Genomic DNA, 18,404 nt, shown 5'->3' on the forward strand with positions numbered 1-18,404 from the left:
CACGGTGACCGCGGCGCCGGGCGACCTACGAAGATCGGTCACTACCAACGAAGACCGACGCCACGAGATGCGCCCCCCCCACCCCACCGACGAAGCCCCCACAAAAAGACAAAAAGAAAAGCGGCCTACAAAGGCCGCCTTCAATCCGATATGTAGATTCAGCAACGAATCACCCGCCCTGAATCTTCTTCACCAACGCCGTCGTAGACCGCTCAAACTCAAAAGGAATCGCAACGGCACGTCCGCCCCAGGTCTTCACCAGCGCAGTCTCCGGCAACGTCTCCATATCGTAATCGCCACCCTTGACGATCAGATCGGGCTTGATCTCTCCGATCAACGCCTCAGGCGTATCTTCATGGAAGGACGTGACTACGGTTACGAAACCCAGTGCCGCCAGCAGCGCAGCGCGGTCTTCCACGCGATTTAGCGGACGCTCCGAACCCTTACCCAGCCGCCGCACCGACTCATCCGTATTCACGGCGACAATCAACGTCGCCCCCAACTGCGCCGCCTGATCCAGATACGTCGCATGCCCGCGATGCAGGATGTCGAACACCCCGTTCGTAAACACCAGCGGCCGCGGATAGCGGCCAGCGGCAACGGCAGCGACGAGTTCGTCGCGGGACAGGACCTTGGATTCGAAGCGGGCGGCAGGCATGCGGCGATTATAGGAGGGATCAGGCGCCGCCCAGGATGATCTCTTTGTCCTTCGGCACGATCAGCGCCGACACTTCCTTCCGGTAGCGGTTCAGATCCTTCACCGTCTCGAAGCTGCGGTCCAACAGCTTCGACAGAATGTGCAGGATCCGCGTCGCCACCTTCTGTTCCCACACGCCGTCAAAGCGGATCTGCGTATCCAGCCAATGCTCCAGCCAGCCCGGCTCCGGCAGGCGCGACTGCACCGTATCGTTCGGGAACAGATCCTTGTTCACGTGCAGATTGGTCGGATGCAGCGCCTGCTGCGTGCGGCCCGCCGACGCCATCAACACCCCGATCTTCGAGAACGCCAGACGCGCCTGCTCGCTCGTGCCCTGTCCGCGGTCATGCAATGCGCGGCGCATGTATTGCAGATAGGCGCCCGCGTGGCGCGCTTCGTCCTGCGCCACCGTCTTGTAGATCGCCTTGATCACCGGCTCCGTGTGCCATTCGGCCGCGCGGCGGTACCAGTGGTTCAGGCGGACCTCGCCGCAGAAGTGCAGCATCAGCGTTTCAAGTTCAGGGGCCTTGTCGAATTCAAAGCGCACGTTGTGCAGCTCTTCCTCGGTCGGCACCAGGTCCGGGCAGAAGCGGCGCAGATACTCGATCAGCACCAGCGAATGCTTTTGCTCTTCAAAGAACCAGACCGACATGAACGCGCAGAAATCACTGTCGCCGCGGTTGTCGCGCAGGAACATCTCGGTGGCCGGCAGCGCCGCCCACTCCGTGATGGCGTTCATCTTGATCGTGTGGGCTTGTTCGTCCGAGAGCTTGCTGCGGTCGAAATCGCCCCACGGAATATCGTGCGCCATGTTCCATCGCACGGCTTCCATGGTCTTGAAGAGTTCTGGATAAAGCATATTCTGCCCTTGTATTCGTCCCGCTAGTGGGGCTATGAAAATTGATGAATGGCGCGCGCGTTCTTATAGGCGTGGGCGCTGCTTGCCAATTGCGCAGCGCTATTTTTCGCCGTCTCCCGCGAAGCTATGATGACCGTTTCATGAATGAAACATGACAGTAAGGTCTAGATCATCGCGCCGCCTATCGGGTCAACGCCCATATCGCGACCCCGACTGCCAGCGCCAGCACGCCAACCAGCGCTGCAACCAGCCGGTTGTTCTGCTCTTGTGCGCGGCGTAACTGCATCATCTCGGCCAGCATCGCGGGCGAGACATTGGGTCGGCTCAGATGGTCATGGACCAGCCTTGGCAAGGCGGGCAGCATTTGCGACCACTGCACGGCCTCTTTTTCCAGGCTTTTCCGCAATCCCTGGAATCCGACACGCTGACGCATCCAGCGTTCCAGATAGGGTTTTGCGGTCTTCCAGAGGTCGAGGTTGGGATCGAGCTGGCGGCCCAGTCCCTCGACGTTCAGCAGGGTCTTCTGCAACAGGACCAGCTGCGGCTGGATTTCAACGTTGAAACGGCGCGAGGTCTGGAAGAGCCGCAGCAGCACCTGCCCCAGCGAGATCTCCGACAGCGGCCGGTCAAAATACGGTTCGCAGACGGCGCGCACCGCGCCTTCCAGCTCTTCCTCGCGCGTATCCGGCGGCACCCAGCCCGATTCGATATGCAGTTGCGCCACTCGGCGATAGTCACGATGGAAGAAGGCCAGGAAATTCTGCGCCAGGTAATTCTTGTCGAACTCGGACAGCGAGCCCACGATGCCGAAGTCCAGCGCGATATAGCTGCCCAGCGTGCCGGGGCGGTCCGACACGTAGATGTTGCCCGGGTGCATGTCCGCATGGAAGAAGCCGTCGGTGAACACCTGCGTAAAGAAGATCTCCACGCCCGTGCGCGCCAACGTCGGAATGTCGATGCCGGCTTCGCGCATGCGCTCGACCTGGCCCACGGGCATGCCGTACATGCGCTGCATCGTGAAGACGGTGGAGGCCGTGTATTCCCAGATCACCTCGGGCACGATCAGCATGTCGCCGCGGCCGGATTCCGGGCCGAAATTGCGTCGCAACTGGCTGCAATTGGAGGCCTCGCGCACCAGGTCCAGCTCGTCGTGCAGGTACTTGTCGAACTCCGCGACAACCTCGCGCGGCTTCAGGCGGCGGCCATCGGCGCCCAGGCGCTCGATGATGCGCGCCACGACCTTCAAGAGCGACATGTCCTTTTCGATGATGCTGAGCATGCCCGGACGCAGCACCTTCACGGCGACCTCGCGGCCATCGTGCAGCACCGCGAAGTGAACCTGCGCGATGGACGCCGAGGCCACCGGGTCCACGTCGAACTGCGCGAACAGCTTTTCGGGCGGTGCACCCAGCGCCGCCTCGATGCAGGCAGCCGCCTGGGCGGACGGGAACGGGGGCACACGGTCCTGCAGCAACGCCAGTTCGTTGGCGATGTCGGCGGGGATCAGGTCCCGGCGGGTGGACAGCACCTGCCCGAACTTCACAAAGATGGGACCCAGCGATTCCAAAGCCAGACGCAGGCGCTGCCCGCGCGGCGAGCGCGGACGCGTGCCCAGGCGCATGACGCGCAGCAGGCACGTGGCCAGCGGATGATTCAGGCTGGACAGGACAAGTTCGTCCAGGCCGTAGCGCAGCGAGACGACGATGATGCGAAAGAGGCGCAGCAAGGGAAACATGGATCAGGCGCCCCGCTTTGCGCCGGCCGAGGCCAGGCGGGTTTGCAGCGCGGCCGCCGATCGCGCCAGCGCATCCGCGCGCGCGTTAAGTTCGGCCAGGTCCAGGCGCCATTGCTCCAGGGCCGGGCGGCCCGCCAGCACACCGCTTTCTTCGGACAGGTATTCAGAGACATTCTCGGCCAGCCGCTGACCCGCATTGCGAGCCCCGCCGGCCACCGCGCGCGCGCCGCCCACGATGCGCAGCGCGGCGATGTCGCCCACCACACGGGCAAGCGCGTCTTCGGGATCGAACCGCAATTGCTTGGACAGATCTGCGACCACCTGCGCCAGCGCCGCGTCGCCAGAAATATGCGTAGCCTCGGCGAAGTCGGGCTTGTCGTGCCCCGCGCCCAGACGCGGCAACGGCAGCTTGTCTGGCGACACGGTCAGCGTGACATCGGGTACCACGGCCGGATCGGCCTGGTCGGCCAGTCCGTCGCTATCGATCGACAGACCCAGCGTGAAGCCGCCCATGACGAAACGCACCGTCTTGCCGGCATGCCGCGCCAGGCGTTCGCGCGCCCAGTCCTCACGCCGCAACAGGGCGTTGAGGGCGCTGACGGCCAGGCGCTTGGGGGTGGGCAGGAACGAAAAAGGCAGCATGAGCGGTTGCAAGGACCCGGGAGGGCTTGCCGAAGTTGATGGGTAAATCGGGAGTGTAACGGGTTAGATGGGGGCCTGTTTTGCGGAAGGCACATGAAAAACCGGCCCTTTGGGGGCCGGTTCATGCGGACGCCGTGACGGCGTCCGCGGCAGAGGGCCGGTCGAGCCGGACCGCCAGGGTTTAGCTGGCGTGTTCCACCGGGATCTGCTGGATGCCGGCCAGCAACCAGCCGCCATTGGCCGGCTTGAACAGGTTCCAGACTTCTTCGAAGCGGAAAGCCTCGGCGCCCGGCGCCTCGCGCAGCATGCCGGAGAAGCGCACGCTGGCCAGGTGGCCGTCGGAAACGGTTTCGATGCCCAGCATCTCGGCGTTCAGCAGGACCACTTCGGTCTTGTTGGGCGCCGCGCCGCGCTCGGCCAGTTGCGGCTTGAGTTCGGTGATCAGGTCGTCGGTCAGGAATTCACGCAGACCGTCGGTGCTGCCGCTGTCCCAGACGGCCTGGATGCGGACGAACTGTTCCTTGGCTTGCTTCAGGAAGGCCGGCGTGTCGAAATCGCCCGGCACGAACCAGTTGTTGTCATCGCCCGCCTTGGGCAGGACAGCCGGCGGCTCGATGGGAGCGGCGGCCACCGGTGCGGCGGCTGCGGGCGCGGCGGCGCCCGGCTTCAGCGCTTCACGCCACATCGGCTGCTGTTGCTGCTGGCCCGAGGCGTTGTTGTTGCCGCCAAATGCGCCCTGGGTAGCAGTGCGCGGACCGGCGCCACGCAGGCGGCGGATGATGAACATGACGGCAAAGACGACAGCGGCGATCAGCAGCGCGGACGACAGGAATTCCAGGAATGCGCCCGACAGGCCCATGCTGGAGAGCAGCGCGGCGATACCCAGACCGGCGGCGATACCGGCGATGGGGCCCAACCAACGAGAAGCGCCGCTCTTGGCGGCGGCGCCCGCTGCGCCGGCCGTTGCGGCACCGGCGGCTGCCGGCGCGGCGGTGGCGCCCGCGGTATTGCTGTTGGCAGCCGGCGGCGTGGTGGCCTGGCGCTGCGTCGTGACATTGGAGGATTGACGGCCCACGCTGGCGCCGCCGCCGGCGCGACGGGCTTCGGCGTCAAACGACGCCGTCACCAGCGCAGCGCCCGAAACGGCGATGAGCGCTGCCGCGACAAAGCGCGAAAGACAGAATTTGGACATAGATTTGCTCCCTCGTACTCGCGCCCCCGCTGCCCCGAGCAACGGGAGGGCCTCGCAATACGCGAGACCATCTGCGCGACTTTTCTTACAGTAATCTGAATGGCGTAAGAATAACGGACAAGCCGCCGCCCCACAAGTTCCCCGCGGGGCGGCGAAATCCGCCGTGGACGCCGGGCGTCAGCCCAGACGGACGCCTTCGTGCAGCGCGGCGATGCCCGCTGTCAGGTTGAAATATTGCACCCGCTCCAGGCCGGCGGTGCGCAGCATGTCGGCCAGCGTCTCCTGGTCGGGATGCATGCGGATGGATTCGGCCAGGTAGCGATAGCTGGCCTCGTCCTTGGCGATCTTCTTGCCCAGCCACGGCAGGACGTTGAACGAATACCAGTCGTACGCGGGCGACAGCGGCTTGGCGATGCGCGAGAACTCCAGGACGAGCAGCTTGCCGCCCGGCTTGAGCACGCGGGTCATTTCGGCCAGGGCGCGGTCCTTGTGGGTCATGTTGCGCAGGCCGAAGGCCACGCTGACGCGGTCGAAGTAACCGGTGGGGAACGGCAGGCGCTCGGCGTCGCAGACGGCGGTGGGCACCAGCAGGCCGGCGTCAGTGAGACGATCGCGGCCCACGCGCAGCATGGAATCGTTGATGTCGGTCAGCCAGACCTCGCCCGTGGGGCCGGCACGCTTGGCGAAGGCGCGCGCCAGATCGCCCGTGCCGCCGGCGATGTCCAGCACCTTCATGCCGGGGCGGATGGCGGCGCGGCCGATGGTGAAGGCCTTCCAGACGCGATGCAGGCCCGCCGACATGAAATCGTTCATGACGTCGTAGCGCTGGGCGACTGAATGGAAGACTTCGGCGACCTTGCGGGCCTTTTCGCCTTCGGGGACCGACTGGAAGCCAAAGTGCGTGGAGGTCGAGCCGGAACCGGCGGATTGTTGCGATTCGGAGGGGTTTTGCATGGTGAATTCCCGATATATCGGTCAATGGTAGCCTATCGGGCGCGCGCCTGCGGCGTGCCGGACCCGCCGAATGACGCGCTGCGGTCACATACCTGAAATATTGCGGCCATACTATCGCAATGTTCGCGCCGCGCCGGCGCTCAGAAGTGTGCCCAATTCGATATGTCCAGCACCATCCTCGTCGTCGAAGACGAACCCGCCATCCAGGAACTGATCGCCGTCAACCTGTCCTTCGCTGGCCACAAGGTGCTGCGCGCCTTCGACGCCGACCAGGCGCAGACGCTGATCCGCGCCGAGCTTCCCGATCTGATCCTGCTGGATTGGATGCTCCCGGGAACCTCCGGCCTGGCCATGGCGCGCAAGCTGCGCAACGACGAGCGCACCCGCGCCGTCCCGGTCATCATGCTGACCGCCAAGGGCTCCGAGCAGGACAAGGTGGACGGCCTGGAGGCCGGCGCCGACGACTACATCACCAAGCCCTTCTCGCCCAAGGAGCTGATGGCCCGCATCAAGGCCGTGCTGCGCCGCCGCGCGCCGCAGCTGACGGACGACGTCATCGACGTCGGCGGCCTGAAGCTCGATCCGGTGACGCATCGCCTGTCGGGCAACAGCCAGTCCCTGCAGATCGGCCCCACCGAATTCCGTCTGCTCCACTTCTTCATGACGCACCCGGAGCGCGTGTTCTCGCGCTCGCAGCTGCTGGATCAGGTGTGGGGCGACCACGTCTTCGTGGAAGAACGCACGGTCGACGTGCACATCCGCCGCCTGCGCAAGGCCCTGGAACCCAGCGGCCATGACGCGCACGTGGAAACGGTCCGCGGCAGCGGCTATCGGTTTACGGCACAGCTCCCAACGCGGTAAAACTGGCGCACGATGATCTGGCTGCGCACGCTTATATTTGTCGCCCTGTGGGCGGTGGTTGCCTTACTGGCGCAATGGCTTATTGGAGACCCCGCGGGCTGGGTCGTGTTTTCGGCTTCGCTGACCGCTATGCTGCTGTGGCGCAGCTGGCGGCTGACGCTGGTCTCCCGCTGGGCCAATCAACCCGACTCCGCCCCGCCCGCCTCTGTCGGCCCCTGGGACGACATTCTTGCTCCGCTCTATCGGTACACCCGCGCCCGCGCACGTGAACTGACTGAAACCCGCGACACCATGCAAGGCATGCTGGCTGCTGCCCAGGCCCTGCCCGACGGCGCCGTCACGCTGAACGAAGACTTTCAGATCGACTGGTGCAACCGCATGGCGCGCCAGCATCTGGGTCTGCGGCTGCCGGCCGATCGCGGACACAACCTTCTGAACCTGCTGCGCGCGCCGGAATTCGTGGAATACGCGCATCGCCCATCCTGGCCCGAACCCATCCTGGTGCGGCTGGGCCAGCAAGGCCAGGAAAGGCTGATGATGATGCAGTTGACGGCCTACGCCAGCAACCAGCGCCTGCTCATCACTCGCGACGTCACGCAGATCGAACGCCTGGAAACCACGCGCCGCGATTTCGTGGCCAACGTCTCGCACGAACTGCGCACGCCGCTGACGGTGCTGGCGGGTTTTCTGGAAACGCTGCGCGACATGCCCGACGACGCGCTGCCGCAGGAGCAGCGCGAGCAGTACATCGACATGATGCACGAGCAGGCGCACCGCATGCAGGCCATCGTGGAAGACCTGCTGACGCTGTCCACGCTGGAATCATCGCCGGGCAGCGATCCGCGCGCGGTCAACATGGGCGCGCTGCTGCAAAAGGCGCGCCAGCAGATCGAAGCGCTGTCGGGCGGCCGGCACCAGCTGGTCTGGCACATCGACGAAACCCTGGACGTACTGGGCGCCGAAAACGAGCTGACCTCGGCCCTGTCCAACCTGCTGACCAACGCCGTGCGCTACACGCCGGACGGCGGCACCATCACCGTGCGTTGGGAACGCGAGCCCGAAGGCGGCGCGTGCTACAGCGTGCAGGACACGGGCATCGGCATCCCGGCGCGCCATCTGCCGCGCCTGACCGAACGCTTCTACCGCGTGGACCGGGGCCGGTCGCGCGCCGTTGGCGGCACGGGGCTGGGCCTGGCGATCACCAAGCATATCGCCATGCGGCACGACGCCGAACTGCTGATTACCAGCGAACCCGGCAAGGGCAGCGTCTTCTCGCTGCGCTTTCCCGCCGACCGCATCGCTATCGCCGAAACGGCCTGAATTCCGCCCGCGCGAGCGCCTGAGTGCGCCCCGCGGGTGGTAAAGTTTTTGGCCATGCGCATCCTGGTCATTGAAGACGAACCCAAACTGGCCGACTACCTGAAGAAGGGACTGTCGGAACAAAGCCACGTCGTGGACGTGGCGCGCGACGGCGTCGATGGCCGCCATCTGGCGCTGGAAGGCGCGTACGACCTCATCGTGCTCGACGTCATGCTGCCCGGCGTGGATGGCTTCGAGGTCCTGGCCTCGGTGCGCGCGCACAAGGACACGCCCATCCTGATGCTGACCGCCCGCGACGCGGTCGAAGACCGGGTCCGCGGCCTGGAGGGCGGCGCCGACGACTACCTCGTCAAACCCTTCGCTTTCTCCGAACTGCTGGCCCGGGTGCAGGCGCTGCTGCGCCGCGGCCGCTCGCAGGAGCCCACGCTGCTGCGCCTGGCAGACCTGGAGCTGGATCTTGCCAGCCGGCGTGCCCAGCGCGGCGGCCACCGCCTGGACCTGACCGCCAAGGAATTCAGCCTGCTGGCCCTGCTGCTGCGCCGCCAGGGACAGGTGCTGTCGCGCACGACCCTGGCCGAGCAGGTCTGGGACATGAACTTCGACAGCGACACCAACGTGATCGACGTCGCCGTGCGGCGCCTGCGCGGCAAGCTGGACGATCCCTTCGACTCGAAACTGCTGCACACCGTGCGTGGCATGGGGTATGTGCTGGAATCGCGCGTCGCCCCGGGCGGCAGCCCCCGATGATCCGCCCGCGCGTGCGGTCCATGCAGGCGAGGCTGACGCTGCTATTGGGCGCCATCGCGCTGCTGGTCTCAAGCCTTGCCGGGGCGACGCTCTTCTGGGCGCTCAAGCGCGAGGTCGAACGCCAGGAGATCACCGAAGTCAGCGGCAAGCTCGAACTCATCGACCACCTGATCGACATGCAGAACAGCGCCAGCGGCCTGCACGATCTGGCGGCCACCTTCGACCAGATGCGCGCGGGGCAGGGCCAGCTCGGCATCTGGATCGTCGACGCACAAGGCAAGGCCGTCTATGGCGGCACGCCGCCCGAGACGCTGGCGTCGCCGGACGGTCGCCAGGTCCTGCTGGAAACGCCCGATGGCGGCCGCATGCGCGGCCTGCGCGTCGCCATGAACGATCGCATTCTGCCTGGCGCGCAGTTGACGGTGGCGGTCAGCACCCGGACCAGTTCGCAATTTCTTTACGCCTACGGCACGGCCCTCGCGCTGATCTGCGCGCTGTGGGTGGGCGCCACCGTCGTGCTGGCGGCCTGGGCCGTGCGGCGCAGCATGGCGCCGGCGCGCCGGCTGTCCGAACAGGCCGCGGGCATCCAGCCCGATAACCTGGCGCGCCGCCTCCCGCTGGAAGACACCGACCGCGAATTGCATGACCTGGTGCGCTCATTCAACCGCACGCTGGACCGGCTGCAGGCGGCCTACCAGCAGATGGAGGGATTCAACGCCGACGTGGCGCACGAACTGCGCACGCCGCTGGCGACGCTCATCAATGGCACGCAGGTCATGCTGTCCGCGCCGCGCGACGCCGCCGAGCTGCGCGACGCGCTGGAATCCAATCTGGAAGAGCTGGAAGACCTGAAGACGCTGGTAAACGACATGCTGTTCCTTGCCCGGGCCGACCGTGGCGAACGTGCGGCCGATCTGGCTCCGGTGTCACTGGCCGCGGAAGCGCGGCGCGTTGCCGAATACTACGAAGCCACGCTGGAAGAACACGGCGTGCAGTTGCGCTGCGAGGGCGACGCCACCGTGGCCGCCAACCGGGGCCTCGCGCGACGCGCGCTGGCCAACCTGATTTCCAATGCCATCAAGGCCACACCACCCGGCGGCGGGATCGTGGTGGCCTGCGCGCGCATCCCCGGCGGCGCGCGCGTCACGGTCCGCAACCCCGGGCCGCCCATCCCGCCCGCAGACCTGCCCCGCATCTTCGACCGCTTTTTCCGCGCCGGCCCGGCGCGCGCCCCGCGCAGCGAAGGCCACGGCCTGGGTCTTGCCATCGTGCGCGCCATTGCGCTCATGCACGGCGGCGAGGCCGATGCAGTGTCAGACGGCACCGGCACTGTCGTCGGCATCACGCTGATGGATCCGGCGGCAGGGCCGAACATTACAAAAACGTAATCTGCGCGACAGGATCGGGTCACCCCCGGTTTCTTAAAGTGCCATCACGCTCATTCCCTCTGCAAGGATTCTCGTGAAAGGCACTCTGCTACGCACTTCGTTCGCCGCCCTGGCGCTCATGCTGTCCGGCGTGGCGTTGGCCGCAGGCGACCACGCGCATGGCAGCCACGCGCAGCCCGCCGCCGCAGCGCCCATCGGCACGCCGGGCGATCCGGCCCGCGTCACGCGCACGGTCGAGATCGACATGAATGACGCCATGCGCTTTTCGCCCGCCACAATCGACGTGAAGGCCGGCGAAACCGTCCGCTTGAACGTGCACAATTCCGGCAAGATCCGGCATGAGCTCGTGCTGGGCACCGATGCCGACCTGCAGGCGCACTACGCCATGATGCTGAAAGATCCCGGCATGCGGCACGAGGAACCCAATGCCGTGTCGCTGGAAGCCGGCAAAAGCGGCCAGATCGTGTGGCGCTTCGACAAGGCGGGCACGGTGTCGTTTGGTTGCCTGGAGCCCGGCCACTATGCCGCGGGGATGAAGGGCTCGGTGTCGGTGCGGTGACGCGCCCCGCGCGGGCGTATCCTTTGAACAAACCTTTTTCGCCTGGAGCATCATGAACCTTGTCCGTCTAACACGCTGCCTGGTCCTCGCCGCCGTTCTCGGCGCCCCCGCCATCGCGGCCGCGCAGGCGCCCGTCAAAGTCGAAGTCTGGAAAACGCCCACCTGCGGCTGCTGTGAAGACTGGGTCAAACACATGCGCGACAACGGCTTTGAGGTCGTCACGCACGACGTCGACGACACCGGCCCCATCCGCCGCAACGCGGGCATGGCCAACTACGGTTCCTGCCACACCGCGATGGTGGATGGCTACGCGGTGGAAGGCCACGTGCCGGCCAGCGACGTGCGCCGGCTGCTGCTCGAAAAGCCGGACGCGGCGGGTATTTCGGCCCCCGGCATGCCGCTGGGGTCCCCGGGCATGGACGGTCCGGAATACGGCGGGCGCAAGACGCCGCACGACGTGGTGCTGGTCGACAAGCGCGGCAGCGCCAAGGTTTTCCAGGCTTACCGCTGAGCCGCGCCTGAAACAATTCACCCACACCGCCTCAATGGCTACTCCTTGCACTGCAGCAAAAATGGTCCACAATAAATAATTGCGTTTCTCACCAACCCTTGGCAGTCATGGCACAAATCGTCCTGTTCGAGAACATCCACCCGAGCGCCCGCGCCGTCTTCGAGGCCGCCGGCTACACCGATATCGTCACGCATGCCGCGGCCCTGCCGCCGGCGCAATTGCACGACGCCCTGCGCGGCGTGCAAGTGGCGGGGATCCGTTCTCGCACGCACCTGGACGCCGCCCTGCTGTCCGGCAACCCCGATCTGCGCGTCGTCGGGTGCTTCTGCATTGGCACGAACCAGGTCGATCTGGACACCGCCATGCAGCGCGGCATCCCGGTCTTCAATGCGCCGTTCTCCAACACGCGTTCGGTCGCCGAGCTGGTGCTGGGCGAGGCCATCCTGCTGCTGCGCCGGATTCCCGAAAAGAACGCCCGGGTCCATCAGGGCCATTGGGACAAGAGCGCCGCGGGCGCGTTTGAGACGCGCGGCAAGACGCTGGGCATCGTCGGCTACGGCAACATCGGCTCGCAGATCAGCACCCTGGCCGAAAGCCTGGGCATGCGCGTCATCTATCACGACGTCGAGGCCAAGCTGCCGCTGGGCAACGCCCGCCCCGCCGGCACGCTGAACGATCTGCTGGAACAGGCCGATGTCGTGACGCTGCACGTCCCCGGCGGCAAGTCCACCGAAAACATCATGAACGCCGAGACCATCGGCCGCATGCGCCGCGGCGCCATCCTGATCAACGCCTCGCGCGGCGCGGTCGTCGACATCGACGCGCTGCACGCGGCGCTGAAATCCGGCCACCTGGCCGGCGCCGCGCTGGACGTGTTCCCCACCGAGCCCAAGAGCGCCGACGAACCGCTGGCCAGCCCGCTGATCGGCATGCCCAACGTCATCCTCACCCCGCACATCGGCGGCAGCACGCAGGAATCCCAAGAGAACATCGGCCGCGAAGTCGCCGAAAAGCTCGTGCGCTTCCTGCAGGCCGGCACCACCAAGGGCGCGGTCAACTTCCCCGAGCTGCCGTTCCTGGAACAGGCCGGCGGCACGCGCATCCTGCACGTGCACCGCAACGCGCCCGGGGCGCTGGGCGCGCTGGACAACCTGATGGCGCAACACGGCCTGAACATCGTCAGCCAGACCCTGCAGACGCGCGGCCAGATCGGCTACGTGATCACCGACGTGGAGGGCCAGGTCGACGACATCGTCATGACCGCCTTGCGCGATCACCCGATCACGGTCCGCTGCGACCGGGTGTAAAAGCAAAAGCCCCTTCGGGGGCTTTTTTGTTGTGCGACCGGCTGGCTTGGGATGGTGTCAAACCCCTGCCGAATCACCCGCCGCCCGATGCAGGCATTGCGCGATCTTTTCGCGGACGCTGCCCGGGTCGAACGGCAGGCGGCCGATGATGCCTATTTCGCGGTGAAACGCGTGTTCGTCCAGCGGCAGCAGCCGCAGCCCCGTCATGTCCAGACGCCGCAGGCGGGGCAGCAGCGCCACGCCCAGCCCGTGCCGGACCATCCCCGCGATGGCCTCGATCTCGTCTAGCTCCACGGCCTCATGCACGGTGATCCGGTGCTTCTTCAGGAATACATCCACCACCCGCCCGCCGAACGAAGCGCGGTCGTAGCGGATGAAGGGCTGGGTCGCCAGCAGTTCCCGCCAAGGCGCGACCGGCAAGGATTCCGGTATGGCCAGCATCACCGGCTCGCTCATCAGCGGCTGCCATCCCAGTTCGGGCGGCAAGGCGAACGGCGGGCGGATCAGCACGGCCAGATCCACTTCGCCCGCGTCCACCTGACCCAGCAGCGACAGCGACACACCGGGCACGATGCGCACGCGCACATCGGGATAGACCGCGCGGAACTCGCCCACCGCGTGGACCAGCAGATCCTGCTGCACGGACGCAATCGCGCCAATGCGCAGCAGCCCGCTGACATGGGCGCCGCCGGCAGAGGCCGCCATGCGATCGGCCATGGCGACCAGCTCTTCGGCCTGAGGCAGCATCTCGCGGCCCTGCGCGTTCAGCAGGGCGGCGCGCGGACTGCGGTCAAAGAGCGCGACGCCCAGATACTCTTCCAGGCGCCGGATCTGGGCGCTGACGGCGGACTGCGTGAGTCCCAGTTGCGCCCCCGCCCCAGTGAAGGTGCCGTCCCGCGCCACGGCGATGAAGGTCTTGAATTCTTTGAGCACAATCAATTTTTTCGATGCTAAGACTCGAAAAATATCGTTTTGCTATAAAAAAAACAATACTTAAACTACGTCCTGGTGCTAATGCCGACGCGACTGCGGCGGCGGCCCGCCCCGAACGCTCATCTTTCCTTTGCCTGACCCGGAGCCTTGCATGTCCGCTCAAACCAACCTGCCGCCGTTCCACCTGGCCTTCCCCGTGCGGGACCTGGCCGAAGCCCGCGCCTTCTACGGCGAAAAGCTGGGCTGTCCGGAGGGGCGCAGCTCCTCCGAATGGATCGACTTCAATTTCTACGGCCACCAGATCGTGGCTCACCTGGCGCCCAGCGAGTGTGGCCACAAAGCCACCAGCGCGGTCGATTCGCACAATGTGCCCGTGCGCCATTTCGGCGCCGTGCTTTCCATGGAACAATGGGAAGCCATGGCCAAGCGCCTGACCGACGCCAAGACCGAGTTCGTGATCGAACCCTACATCCGCTTCAAGGGCGAGGTCGGCGAACAGGCCACCATGTTCTTCCTGGATCCGTCGGGCAACGCGCTGGAATTCAAGGCGTTCAAGAACATGGATTCGTTGTTCGCCAAGTAACCCGTCACTACAGGTTTCGTGCCGTTGAACGTATATTCAGACCCGCTTTCTCCGGCCGAAACCCGCTGGCGCATCCTGCCCCAGGGTGACCGCTGCCTGATCATTTCCTTCGGCGAACACATCGACGCCGCCATCGGCCGCACGTGCCTGGCGGCGGCTCGCATGCTGCGCGACGCACGGCTGCCGGGCGTCACCGACGTGGTGCCCTCCTTCGTCGCCGTGGCCGTGCATTACCGGCCCGGCGGACAGGGCGAAGGCCCCACCTACGCCTCACTCTCAGAACACATCCAGGCTTTGCTGGCCGGCGGCATTCCGACCGGCGATGCGGGCGGACGCGAGGTCGACATCCCCGTCTGCTATGGCGGTGAACACGGTCCCGACCTGGCCGAGGTCGCCCGCGCAGCGCGCATTTCGCCCGACGCCGTCATCCAGTTGCACAGCGAACCGCGCAGCATGGTGTTCATGCTGGGATTTGCCCCCGGACATGCCTATCTGGGCGTGCACGACGAAAAACTGAACATTCCCCGCCGCCCCTCGCCGCGTACCGCCGTACCGCCGGGCGCAGTGGCCATCGCCAACCGCCAGACCGTGATCTACCCGAACCGGTTGCCGGGCGGCTGGAACATCATCGGCGCCACGCCGCTTGTCATGTTCGACCCGGCCCGCGAACCCGCCGCCCTGCTGCAGCCCGGCGACACCGTGCGCTTCGTGCCGATCGCGCCCGACGAATTCGACCGCATCCGGGGGAACCGGCCATGAGCGTAACGGTGATCAAGCCGGGCATGCTATCCAGCTTCCAGGACCGCGGGCGCGAAGGCTACCAGCATCAGGGCATTCCGGCAGCGGGCGCCATGGACGAGCGCGCCCACCGGCTTGCCAATGCCTTGGCGGGCAACGAAGGCGACCCGGCCACGCTGGAAATCACGCTGACCGGCCCTACGCTGCGTTTCGACGTGCCGGCCTGTTTCGCGCTGGCGGGCGCCGACTTGGGCGCCACCCTGAATGGCCAGGACATCCCCCTGCTGCGTCCGCTGATCGCGCGCGCGGGCGACGTGCTGGCCTTCGGCGCGAGGCCCGCCGCCGGCGTGCGCGCCTATCTGGCCGTGCACGGCGGGTTCGCGCTGACGCCCGTCATGGGCAGCGAAACCACGTACCTGCGCAGCGGATTCGGTGGCTTTGAAGGACGCGCGCTCGCCAAGGGCGACGTCGTCCCCCTGCGCCGGCCGCTGCCGCCGGACCGCGATGCCGCCGCCTTGCAAAAGACGCTGTGGGACGTGCGCGTCTATCTGCCCGCGACGCTGGGCAACAAGCAGCGCGAATTCATCCGCTTTCTGCCCGGCGTGCACTGGCCGGAGTTCTCGCAAAGCAGCCGCCGCGCGTTTGCGGAGTCGGATTTCCGCATCAGTCCGCAGTCGGACCGCATGGGTTACCGACTGCTCGGCCGTCCGCTCGCCATGAACCAGCCGCGGCAGATGCTGTCCGAAGCGGCCTGTTTCGGCACCGTGCAGGTGCCTTCGGGCGGCGAGGCCATCATCCTCATGGCCGACCGGCAGACCACCGGCGGCTATCCCAAGATTGCGCAGATCGCCACCGTGGATCTGCCCGCCCTGGCGCAGTCCGCACCCGGCCAGACGCTGCGTTTCCAGCGGATCGAGCTAGAAGAAGCGCAGCGCCTGGACGGCGAGCGCGAGCGCGCGTTTGCCCAACTGCACGCCGCGCTTGAACCGCTGCGCGCGCTGCTGGTCTAGAAAGGAACCCGTTATGACCACCCGCATCGACCTCAATTGCGACATGGGCGAAAGCTATGGCGTCTGGACCATGGGCAACGACGCGGCAGTGCTGCAGTTCGTCAGCTCTGCCAACATCGCCTGTGGCTTTCACGGCGGCGACCCGGCCACCATGCGCAAGACCGTGGCCGCGGCATTGGCGCGAGGGGTGGCGCTGGGCGCCCACCCCAGCCTGCAGGACCTGGCGGGATTTGGCCGCCGCGTCATCCAGATCAGTCCGGACGAGGCCTATGACATCGTCGTGTACCAGATCGGCGCACTGGCCGGCGTGGCGGCCTCGCAGGGCGCGCGGCTGCATCACGTGAAGGCGCACGGCGCCCTCTACAACTTGGCAGCCAAGGACGAACCGCTGGCAAAAGCCATCTGCCAGGCGGTCAAGGACGTGGACGCCTCGCTGATCCTGTACGGGCTGGCGGGCAGCAAACTGATCGATGCGGCGCGCGCCGTTGGGCTGTCGGCCGCCAATGAAGTCTTCGCGGACCGCTCCTACCAGGACGACGGTTCCCTTACCCCGCGCACGCGCGCAGGCGCCATGATCGAAGACGTGGATGTGGCCGTCGCGCAGGTGGTGCGGATGGTGCGGGAAGGGTTGGTGCGGTCGGTGGACGGCAAGGATGTGCCGGTGCAGGCCGACACGCTTTGCATCCATGGCGACCAGCCCAACGCGCTGGTCTTTGCCAATGGCATCCGCAGCGCGCTGGAGCAGGCGGGCATCGAGGTGCGCACGCCGCCCCGCGGCTAAGGCGGGCGCAATAGCTAGGCGTCGTCGAGCGATGCCTCGCGGTACGCCCGCACGATGTCGGGCAGCACCTGCACCACGTACTTGCGCGTCAACGCCGCGGCGTGGTCGAAATCCCGGACGCGCAGGGCCTGGATGACGCCTTCCGTATAGATCGGAATCTTGTTGGCCTCCAGTGACCTGCTGGCCAGCATGTGGCGCAACGGCTCGATCTGTTCGTACACCTTGCCGAGCATGCTGGTCAGCGGCGCATTGCCGGTAAAGCGCGCGGCGGCCAGGTAAAAATCGCGCGAGGCGGCGATGAAGCCGCGCCCATCGAGGCGGCCCATCGCGGCGACGATCGCCTCATGCTGTGTGGTCAGTTCGGCCACCAGCGCGCTCAGATCGGGCATCTCGGCGACCTGCCGGATGCAATAGGCTTCCAGCTCCGCGCGCAGCATGTACAGATGGCGGATCTGGGTTTCGGTATAGAGGGTGACCCGGAACCCCTTGCGCTGGATGTGCGTCACCAGCCCGCTCAGTTCCAACAGACGCAGCGCTTCCCGGATGGGGCTGCGGCTGGTGCCGAAGCGCTGTTCCAGTTCCTGTTCCCGTAACGGCTGCCCGGGCCGGATAGTGCCGTTCACTATCAACTCACGAATCTGTTCCTGTAGGAAATACGGAATCGTGGCGGGCGCTTTGACGTCCAATCGGCTCCCCTTCTACTGCGTATGCAAGCTATGAGACCCAGACAAGATACTAGAAATCTATTGAAACAGAAATAGAAATAATGTTTCACACAATAGACACGGCATCGCGTGGCCGTCTGCGGGCAGAGCGGGAAGGACGAATTTGATCGCCTGGCGCGGTCAGTCCCAGTCGTCGCGGTAGACAAATTTGGGCATCTGCCAGTTGAAGCGCAGGGCCATGAGGCGCATGGTCAGCCCCGCGGCCAGCGCGATGGGCACCGACGCGTTGGCCGACAGGCCGAGCGACATCGAGCCCAGATACAGTGCGCCGGTCACCAGCGACACGCTGGCGTAGAGTTCCTTGCGGAACAGCAGCGGCACCTCGTTGCACAGCACGTCGCGCAGCACCCCGCCGGCGCACCCGGTGATCATGCCGCTGATCAGCACGACGGTGATCGGCAACTGCATCATCTGCGCCACCTGGCAGCCGATGACCGTGAACGCCACCAGACCCAGCGCGTCAGCCAGCAGGAACACGCTGCGCAAGCGGCGCATGACCGGCGCGATCAGCGCGGTCAGGATGGCTGCCCCGCCCGTCATCCACAGGTACTCGGGATGCACGACCCAGGTCAGCGGATAGTGCCCCAGCAGCACGTCGCGCAGCGATCCGCCGCCCAGCGCCGTCACGCACGCGATGATGCAGACGCCCATCCAGTCCATGTCGCGCCGCCCCGCCGACAGTGCCGCCGTCATGGCTTCGGCAACGATGGCGACCAGGTACAGCGTGTGCAGCAGAGCGGGCGACAGATCGGTAAACATAGGTGGGGGGGTAGCTTGGGCAGGCCCCATTGTATTGAGCCTTGCCGGCGGGCGCGCCATTGCCTGCGCGCGCATCATCCCGTACCCTCAAACCTGCGTTGAC

General features: G+C 66.1%; 20 protein-coding genes. 11 read left to right on the forward strand and 9 right to left on the reverse strand.

All coding sequences use genetic code 11. The features are described 5' to 3' along the window. Positions 1-169 precede the first annotated feature (169 nt). From rfaE2 to ubiE, 6 genes are all read right to left on the reverse strand, one after another. Positions 170-658, reverse strand: a complete 489-nt coding sequence (gene rfaE2, locus B3098_RS28795; RefSeq protein ID WP_218342237.1) for a D-glycero-beta-D-manno-heptose 1-phosphate adenylyltransferase — start codon at positions 656-658, stop codon at positions 170-172. Positions 659-677: 19 nt separating this feature from the next. Then, positions 678-1,556, reverse strand: coding sequence for a ferritin-like domain-containing protein (locus tag B3098_RS28800; protein ID WP_286900819.1), 879 nt, complete (start codon positions 1,554-1,556; stop codon positions 678-680). Positions 1,557-1,737: 181 nt separating this feature from the next. After that, positions 1,738-3,291: a ubiquinone biosynthesis regulatory protein kinase UbiB gene (gene ubiB, locus B3098_RS28805; RefSeq protein ID WP_175125162.1), complete on the reverse strand. Its 1,554-nt coding sequence runs from the start codon at positions 3,289-3,291 to the stop codon at positions 1,738-1,740. A gap of 3 nt (positions 3,292-3,294) precedes the next feature. Further along, entirely contained in the window at positions 3,295-3,933 is a 639-nt protein-coding gene (locus tag B3098_RS28810; RefSeq protein WP_175125161.1) for a ubiquinone biosynthesis accessory factor UbiJ, read from the reverse strand. A gap of 181 nt (positions 3,934-4,114) precedes the next feature. After that, complete coding sequence (locus B3098_RS28815) at positions 4,115-5,125, reverse strand: Tim44 domain-containing protein (RefSeq protein WP_175125160.1); 1,011 nt, start codon at positions 5,123-5,125, stop codon at positions 4,115-4,117. Between the two features lie 177 nt (positions 5,126-5,302). Then, a complete protein-coding gene (gene ubiE, locus B3098_RS28820; RefSeq protein ID WP_056564732.1) occupies positions 5,303-6,079 on the reverse strand; it encodes a bifunctional demethylmenaquinone methyltransferase/2-methoxy-6-polyprenyl-1,4-benzoquinol methylase UbiE in 777 nt (258 codons plus the stop codon). Between the two features lie 162 nt (positions 6,080-6,241). Between ubiE and phoB the strand changes: the two genes are divergently transcribed. The 7 genes from phoB (at position 6,242) to serA (ending at position 12,772) form a co-directional block, all read left to right on the forward strand. Further along, positions 6,242-6,940, forward strand: a complete 699-nt coding sequence (gene phoB / locus B3098_RS28825; RefSeq protein WP_006227196.1) for a phosphate regulon transcriptional regulator PhoB — start codon at positions 6,242-6,244, stop codon at positions 6,938-6,940. A 12-nt stretch (positions 6,941-6,952) separates the two neighbouring features. Beyond that, positions 6,953-8,260: a phosphate regulon sensor histidine kinase PhoR gene (phoR, locus tag B3098_RS28830; protein WP_175139426.1), complete on the forward strand. Its 1,308-nt coding sequence runs from the start codon at positions 6,953-6,955 to the stop codon at positions 8,258-8,260. Between the two features lie 54 nt (positions 8,261-8,314). Next, positions 8,315-9,007 (forward strand): heavy metal response regulator transcription factor, encoded by a 693-nt coding sequence (locus tag B3098_RS28835; protein WP_175139427.1) that lies wholly within the window; start codon positions 8,315-8,317, stop codon positions 9,005-9,007. Beyond that, positions 9,007-10,395, forward strand: coding sequence for a heavy metal sensor histidine kinase (locus tag B3098_RS28840; protein ID WP_414631324.1), 1,389 nt, complete (start codon positions 9,007-9,009; stop codon positions 10,393-10,395). The genes B3098_RS28835 and B3098_RS28840 overlap by 1 nt, the downstream gene beginning before the upstream one ends. Before the next feature lie 118 nt (positions 10,396-10,513). Beyond that, on the forward strand, positions 10,514-10,954 hold the full coding sequence (locus B3098_RS28845) for a cupredoxin domain-containing protein (RefSeq protein ID WP_286900878.1): 441 nt from the start codon (positions 10,514-10,516) through the stop codon (positions 10,952-10,954). A 52-nt stretch (positions 10,955-11,006) separates the two neighbouring features. Next, positions 11,007-11,465 (forward strand): DUF411 domain-containing protein, encoded by a 459-nt coding sequence (locus B3098_RS28850; protein ID WP_286900829.1) that lies wholly within the window; start codon positions 11,007-11,009, stop codon positions 11,463-11,465. 107 nt (positions 11,466-11,572) lie between these two features. Then, complete coding sequence (serA, locus tag B3098_RS28855) at positions 11,573-12,772, forward strand: phosphoglycerate dehydrogenase (protein ID WP_286900830.1); 1,200 nt, start codon at positions 11,573-11,575, stop codon at positions 12,770-12,772. A gap of 57 nt (positions 12,773-12,829) precedes the next feature. On the opposite strand, the gene B3098_RS28860 is transcribed toward serA, so the two are convergent. Continuing rightward, a complete protein-coding gene (locus B3098_RS28860) occupies positions 12,830-13,705 on the reverse strand; it encodes a LysR family transcriptional regulator (protein ID WP_286900880.1) in 876 nt (291 codons plus the stop codon). Between the two features lie 151 nt (positions 13,706-13,856). On the opposite strand from B3098_RS28860, the gene B3098_RS28865 reads away from it, so the two are divergent. Genes B3098_RS28865 through B3098_RS28880 form a run of 4 tightly spaced genes read left to right on the forward strand, consistent with a single transcriptional unit; the run spans position 13,857 to position 16,817 of the window. Next, positions 13,857-14,288 (forward strand): VOC family protein, encoded by a 432-nt coding sequence (locus tag B3098_RS28865; protein ID WP_105237171.1) that lies wholly within the window; start codon positions 13,857-13,859, stop codon positions 14,286-14,288. Positions 14,289-14,306: 18 nt separating this feature from the next. Next, positions 14,307-15,047 (forward strand): 5-oxoprolinase subunit PxpB, encoded by a 741-nt coding sequence (pxpB, locus tag B3098_RS28870; protein ID WP_376784636.1) that lies wholly within the window; start codon positions 14,307-14,309, stop codon positions 15,045-15,047. Beyond that, entirely contained in the window at positions 15,044-16,036 is a 993-nt protein-coding gene (locus B3098_RS28875; protein WP_286900833.1) for a biotin-dependent carboxyltransferase family protein, read from the forward strand. Before pxpB ends, B3098_RS28875 begins: the two co-directional genes overlap by 4 nt. A gap of 13 nt (positions 16,037-16,049) precedes the next feature. Then, positions 16,050-16,817 (forward strand): LamB/YcsF family protein, encoded by a 768-nt coding sequence (locus tag B3098_RS28880; protein WP_286900835.1) that lies wholly within the window; start codon positions 16,050-16,052, stop codon positions 16,815-16,817. A 14-nt stretch (positions 16,818-16,831) separates the two neighbouring features. On the opposite strand, the gene B3098_RS28885 is transcribed toward B3098_RS28880, so the two are convergent. Both B3098_RS28885 and B3098_RS28890 read right to left on the reverse strand, forming a co-directional pair. Further along, on the reverse strand, positions 16,832-17,503 hold the full coding sequence (locus tag B3098_RS28885; protein ID WP_175125148.1) for a GntR family transcriptional regulator: 672 nt from the start codon (positions 17,501-17,503) through the stop codon (positions 16,832-16,834). Positions 17,504-17,662: 159 nt separating this feature from the next. Beyond that, positions 17,663-18,301: a trimeric intracellular cation channel family protein gene (locus B3098_RS28890; protein ID WP_056564767.1), complete on the reverse strand. Its 639-nt coding sequence runs from the start codon at positions 18,299-18,301 to the stop codon at positions 17,663-17,665. Positions 18,302-18,404 lie beyond the last annotated feature (103 nt).

The sequence above is a fragment of the Achromobacter sp. UBA2119 genome (genome assembly GCF_002331005.1).
GTDB lineage: Bacteria > Pseudomonadota > Gammaproteobacteria > Burkholderiales > Burkholderiaceae_B > Achromobacter > Achromobacter animicus.